Raw genomic sequence first — 5,867 nt, forward strand, 5'->3', positions numbered from 1 at the left:
CCACTCATCATCCCCATAATGATGATTAAAAGCACCAGCCACAGAGGATGACGAAGACCATGAGGATTGCGATGATCAGGTATTTCTTTAAGATAGTCGATTAAGCTTTTCTCCATGATCCATGGCAGATAAGGGAAATTAGCCCGGTTTTTCCGGCTATTGCTTAACTATACAGCTTTTTACTCTATAATGAAACAGCCCTGCTCCCAGGAGGGGAATATGGGGAGATAGGGAGATAGGGAAATTGGGAGATTGGGGGAAGAGAAAGTTGTACGTTTGACCGCAACTTGGTATGAGGTGTGAGGTATGAGGTATGATGTGTCAGGTGTTAGGTCTGAGGTGTTAGATGTTGGGTTAAGTTCTGGTACTTAATGCCTCATCAAGCCCATCCAATGGACCTAGTTTCTAGGATCAGAACAACCCGATGGCTTAGTTAAAATAGCTCATGGGGAAAATCATCACATCTTAACCTTTCATACTCTTTGAGAGCCCACTCATTCTCTTCAGTGTATTTGGTTACCAGCTTAATGCATTGCTGTCTACGTCGATCCTGCTCCTGAGCTTGTTGTTGTGCTTTTTCTCTGGCTATGCGTTGAGCCTCTTGCTGGGCTTGTCGTCTGACTCGTTGAGCCTCTTGCTGGGCTTGTCGTCTGACTCGTTGAGCTTCTTTGTGGGCTTCTATGGTAGAAATTTTAGCATCTGCCCTGTCTATAATTGGTTCAACTTTCTTTTGCCAATAGCTAGTGGTCACCCTCCTAGCGTTTTGCTTAGCCTGTTGCCATTGACCTGCCTCCAGGGCTTGAAGTGCTTGTTTGCGAATCGATACATTCACAGCCCACTCTTGTTTCCATTGGGCAATGGTCTCCGGTAATTTTTGACGAATCAGAGTAGTTTCAGGGATGACTTGAGTTAGAGCAATGGCTTCATTGAGCTTCCCTTGTTCCTGATACAGCTTGGTAGCTTTCTGAAATAGGCTCTTAGACCACTGATTAATTATCTGTTGTGCCTCTTGGTAAGGAACACTATCTGGGGTCAGCTTATTGGCCTCGATAATTGCGTCTTTAAATTGGTTCGCTGCAGCTAGTATCTTAGCTTTGCCAAATAGTTTCTGGGCACACTCATCGAAAATAAGCTGAGTCTGTTGATATATAGGCGACTTTTCAGGAATAGTCGTGGCTTTATTGATGCATTCTTCATATTCCCGTTCTGATCGGTGCTTCTGAATCTCTTCTAAGCGTAATAGTGTATTTCGATAACTTTGCCATTCTTGATATGACCAACCTAGCCCTGCACCAATGACAGCAACTGCTAGCCACATCCCTACCATTCGCAGCCATGGGTTGGTTGGGGGCGAAGACACAGGTGGAATTGAAGGGGGAAGGGATGGCACAGGATTTCCTCCTGAGAGTGGATGCTATGGAATAGTAACTATACTATTTTGAACACATCTATCCGCTTTCTGCTATAGCTGCATTTCAGTAATGACAACCAAACCCCAAACCCCAAACCCCAAACCCCTAGGGAATTGTGCATCTTACCAAAAGTGTCCACTCCCAGCCCCTCTATAAAATAATCCCCACAAAATTAATTCGTCTTTCAGGAAACTGTCATATTACTGCTGTAGTCTTCAAAGAAGAGTCCCAAGTCCGAGGGACAATCTGGATGGTTTTCTTGGGTACACCAAAGACGCATGAATAAGTGACACATTAAGACCAACCAGCTGGGTGCTGTTAGCCGTAAGGTTGAATCTAGATAGGCTGCAAATGAGGTTGAGGCAAATATGAATGCTCCTACTTTTCTAAATCGGCAAAACCAAAATCGACAGTGGTTCCCAATGTCCCCTAAAAACCACAGGCATTTAGCACCAGTGAAGCTAGTGCCTAGAAAAAGCCACATACACTCTGTGAAAAGCCTGCGCACCTTAGCAAACTCGAAAGTGAAACAAGGGGATTACAGCAGTGCGATCGCATTGTTAACCCAGTTGATTAATCTCAATCCCACCAGTGCATTAGACTACAACAATCGGGGATTGCTGTATTTCCAAAGTGGTCAGCCCTACAAAGCCCTATTTGATTACAATCAGGCACTGCGAATTGATCCAACATTGGACAGTGCTTACAACAATCGCGCTAATTATTATGCATCAGTTGGGCAACTGGCTGAAGCCCTCACCGACTACGAGCAAGCTATTGATATCAATCCGGGAAATATCCGCACCTGGATTAACCAAGGGATCACCTTCCGGGAATTGGGATTGTACGATTTAGCCCTAGAAAACCTTGACATGGCTCTAATGCTAGGATGCCTGGAAGACCATGTCTATGCCCAGAGAGGGCGTACTTACCATCTCAGGGGTGACTGGAACTGTGCCATCAGCGACTATCAAAAGGCTCTGAAGTGGCTGCCCAAGTCCGGTTCTTCTGATTCCTTGCGCGAGAAAGTGGAAAATTGGATCAATGATTTGCTTAAGCCACTGAGAGCTTGAAGGGGTTAGTGATGAGCTCTTGCCTCCCAAAGAGCGATTCGACCTAGGAGACGCGGGGCGCGTTTGGCCGTAGGCCACGCTACGCGAACGCACCGAGCAAGCTGGACCGATTACCTTTAGCTCAGTTTATGCCCACCGGAAGTATAACTAATTTCCATGCCCTAAGTCTGGCCCTCAGTCTGGATCTTGCCAGACGACCTGAACCTGATTCGGATCACGTCGTAAGCTTTGCTCTCGCATTACTTTCTGGGCTTGCCTGGGGTCAAAAGAGCGACTGAATTCACGGCGCAAGTTATTCACTCGTCTTTCAGTTCGCTTCACCTCTCGTTTGACTTCTCGCAACTTGGCTTGCTGTGAGAGATGATAAGGCAATAGTTCCATTAGTGCGGTAATCGCAGCGGCACAGAGAACTAGGTTAACAAGTAACTTAGCCGTAGTTTCACCAGCAACTGCCCCGTAAGACTGTCGCTGCGGACGGTGCTTGATTCGAGGAACTCTTCGGCGAGGTTTTGATGGTACCCGAGTTGAGTGAGGGGTTTGGATTGCGTTCATTTCCGTTTACAATGCCACGCTGGCACACCAGCGCCCTTGGGTTTATTATTGGGTTGATTAAGATAGAGTTTTTAGTATGCACCTTTTATTTAGCCAGATAATTTAGCTAAAAAATAGTCTTTATGGAAGAATCAAACCCCCAAATAGACTAAGAGCTTAGCATAATGTGAGTTTGATCACATAAGTTTCCTGGTGTTGACTCCAATCCAGGGGACAGGAGCTTCGAGTCAGGATAATATAGCAGTCGCCAGGGCAGGCGCGGACATGACAAAAGTCTCAAACCTAAGTAAGCGCAAGAGTTTGACTTCTGACTTCTGACTTCTGACTTCTGACTTCTGCTATAATTCCGAATTATTGCTTATAATATAGGAAATATCTATTAACCTTCCCAGGTAGACTGGCGTTGGCAGCCATCATTCAACTCCAATTCCCCTCCCGTTATACCCGCGTATGAAGCGTGGGAAAGGGGGCGTATAGGGTGTGGACGCAGGTGACCCACACAGCCCGGAGACGAAACCTTAAAATAAGGTTTGAAGTTACCGTAAGGAGAGTGGAGCCTTAATCATAAAGTTTTAACCCTTTTACCCATAACCGACTAACCATAAAGGCTCCACTCTCCTAAGGTTTCGTCTCTGGCCTTAATCATAAAGTTTTAACCCTTTTACCCATAGCCGACCAACCATAAAGGCTGCCCCAGCGAGGGATTGCTCGCTGGGGTAACTTCTGACCCTTGGAAATTGGAGACTCAATCTGTTGCGCTTCTTGATGAGCTCTGCTAAGATTAAAAAATATTAATGCACCCAAAAGGTGCCGGTTTGCGCGCAAGCTGAAAAGCCGCTGCTAAAAGCGTAGATCAAGAGGGAAGAAAGCTCAATGATTTTGTCAGAGAGTCTAGAGGCTGTTTGGCTCAGCCATTAAGAGTTTTATGCTCTTAAGAATCCCAGCGACCTAGGAGCCGCTACGCGAACACTATAATCGCGTGATGAGCGTGAGGGAGTGTCAAGGATTTCACTAGCTTTAATGAGGCTTCGCGATTTATTAATTGGTTTCAGTGACACCACCGATAATCTAGGATTATCGGTGGTGTCACTGAAACTATTTTGTTTATCCTTCGTCCGCTCTAGATCCGAGCCGCTTAGGAGCAAGGCTTTGAGCTTCCCAGCACTATTTGTAAAGTTCGGTAGACAGCCGGAATGCTAGAAATCCCGGAAGCAAAGCCAGTAATAGAGCTCCGATAACTTGCGCATCTGAAATAGCCATCGTATACAATCTCCTTTATTTGAGCGATATTCTATACCATTAGCCAACTAATTGGGCTAGTTCTGGAATTCTATCACAATAACTTGTCCTATCCAGATACTAGAATCCTTCACAGCTATTACCTTTATCTTGCTGCAGGTTCGGTGTGGGCGTTAGAACCTCCCTGGGGTCGCAGCGCACTAAAATTCTGATTATAATGTTAAGATTAATTAAATTAGATATCAAAGTTTTAGCAATTTAGGCGATTAAGTCTATGTAATAGACTAAGTTAACCTTTTAAGACATTAAGAATTTTTAATGCTAGACCAAATTCTTAACTCATCGTTTAATGTTGGGCTTGAGGGTCCTGTGGTTTTGTTGATTCTGGTCGCACTAGAAGCTGTACTGTCTGCTGATAATGCGATCGCATTAGCTGCGATCTCCCAAGGCTTAGAGACCAAACAACTTCAACGCCATGCTCTTAACTTGGGCTTAGCAGTTGCCTATGTCCTACGAATCACTTTGATTCTCACAGCCACTTGGGTAGTGCAGTTTTGGCAGTTTGAGTTATTGGGAGCTGCCTATCTGCTCTGGTTGGTCTTTGAGTATTTCACCTCTGATGAAGATGAACAACATCACCATCATGGCCCGAAGTTTACTTCTCTATGGCAGGCAATTCCCCTAATTGCTGTAACGGATTTAGCTTTTTCCTTGGATAGTGTCACGACAGCGATCGCAATTTCTGACCAGACCTGGCTGGTTATTGCTGGTGGCACCATTGGGGTAATTACCCTGCGCTTCATGGCGGGCTTATTTATTCGTTGGTTGAAAGAGTATGTCTATCTGGAGGATGCTGGCTACATCACCGTGGGCTTTGTGGGATTGCGCCTGTTGGTCAGAGCGATTAAACCGGAATTAGTGCCACCGGAATGGTTAATGATTGCTGCCATTGCCCTAGTGTTCATGTGGGGATTTTCTGAAAAGTCTAAGACCCCAGACCTGGAGTCAATTCCTGTGGAAAATGAAGGGCAAGCGGCTTTGGGGAAAGAGCAAAGGGCAAAAGAAGCTAGCCGCTAACTGCTTTTGACAAGAGTCGGTAAAAATTCCCCCATCTCCCAATCAATTATACCAACGCTCACCAAACATGGGTAGAGCGTTGGACTTGCCGTTTAAAGGTGAATGTTACTGTTACTCATAAAGCCAAGAGGTTATGGTTGGTTCCCAGCTAACGAGCTCTTCTTCCTTAAACCAAAGACTAATCTCCTGCTGCGCTGTCTCAATGGCATCTGAGCCATGGATAAGATTGCGACCTGTGTCTAACCCATAATCGCCCCGAATAGTTCCTGGTTCAGCCTCCAGAGGTTTGGTAGCACCAATAATCTTTCTTGCGGAAGCAATTACTCCCTTTCCTTCCCAAACCATTGCTACTACAGGACCAGAGATGATGAATTCGATTAGTCCACCAAAGAAAGGTCTCTCTTTGTGAACAGCGTAATGCTGTTCGGCAAGTTCACGGCTGACGCTCATCAGCTTCAGCCCAACTAAGGTAAAACCTTTTGTCTCAAAACGCTGGATGATTTGACCAACAAGA

Annotated in this window: 6 protein-coding genes; 2 read left to right on the forward strand and 4 right to left on the reverse strand. The window is 45.5% G+C overall.

The window, feature by feature from the left end; all coding sequences use genetic code 11:
• Positions 1-433: 433 nt before the first annotated feature.
• Positions 434-1,390: a hypothetical protein gene (locus F6K51_RS34880; RefSeq protein WP_293030046.1), complete on the reverse strand. Its 957-nt coding sequence runs from the start codon at positions 1,388-1,390 to the stop codon at positions 434-436.
• A gap of 390 nt (positions 1,391-1,780) precedes the next feature.
• Here F6K51_RS34880 and F6K51_RS34885 point away from each other — a divergent pair, with 390 nt between their 5' ends.
• Complete coding sequence (locus F6K51_RS34885; protein ID WP_293030049.1) at positions 1,781-2,485, forward strand: tetratricopeptide repeat protein; 705 nt, start codon at positions 1,781-1,783, stop codon at positions 2,483-2,485.
• Positions 2,486-2,659: 174 nt separating this feature from the next.
• Here F6K51_RS34885 and F6K51_RS34890 read toward each other — a convergent pair whose 3' ends face one another.
• Both F6K51_RS34890 and psaM read right to left on the reverse strand, forming a co-directional pair.
• A complete protein-coding gene (locus F6K51_RS34890) occupies positions 2,660-3,037 on the reverse strand; it encodes a hypothetical protein (protein WP_293030052.1) in 378 nt (125 codons plus the stop codon).
• Positions 3,038-4,201: 1,164 nt separating this feature from the next.
• The gene (gene psaM / locus F6K51_RS34895; RefSeq protein WP_075900824.1) at positions 4,202-4,297 is read right to left on the reverse strand and encodes a photosystem I reaction center subunit XII; all 96 of its coding nucleotides are present in this window, start codon (positions 4,295-4,297) and stop codon (positions 4,202-4,204) included.
• A 297-nt stretch (positions 4,298-4,594) separates the two neighbouring features.
• Between psaM and F6K51_RS34900 the strand changes: the two genes are divergently transcribed.
• Complete coding sequence (locus F6K51_RS34900; RefSeq protein WP_293030057.1) at positions 4,595-5,353, forward strand: DUF475 domain-containing protein; 759 nt, start codon at positions 4,595-4,597, stop codon at positions 5,351-5,353.
• 111 nt (positions 5,354-5,464) lie between these two features.
• Here F6K51_RS34900 and ndk read toward each other — a convergent pair.
• Positions 5,465-5,867 (reverse strand): nucleoside-diphosphate kinase (gene ndk / locus F6K51_RS34905; protein WP_293030062.1); only part of this gene is annotated, 403 nt, incomplete at its 5' end.

It is taken from the genome of Moorena sp. SIO3I8 (genome assembly GCF_010692325.1).
In the GTDB taxonomy this organism is placed as follows: Bacteria; Cyanobacteriota; Cyanobacteriia; order Cyanobacteriales; family Coleofasciculaceae; genus Moorena.

Bases quoted from the DNA above. Each gene is read 5' to 3' on its own strand.
- F6K51_RS34900 (WP_293030057.1), top strand. From the start codon at position 4,595: ATGCTAGACCAAATTCTTAACTCATCGTTTAATGTTGGGCTTGAGGGT.
- F6K51_RS34885 (WP_293030049.1), top strand. From the start codon at position 1,781: ATGAATGCTCCTACTTTTCTAAATCGGCAAAACCAAAATCGACAGTGG.
- F6K51_RS34890 (WP_293030052.1), bottom strand. From the start codon at position 3,037: ATGAACGCAATCCAAACCCCTCACTCAACTCGGGTACCATCAAAACCT.
- psaM (WP_075900824.1), bottom strand. From the start codon at position 4,297: ATGGCTATTTCAGATGCGCAAGTTATCGGAGCTCTATTACTGGCTTTG.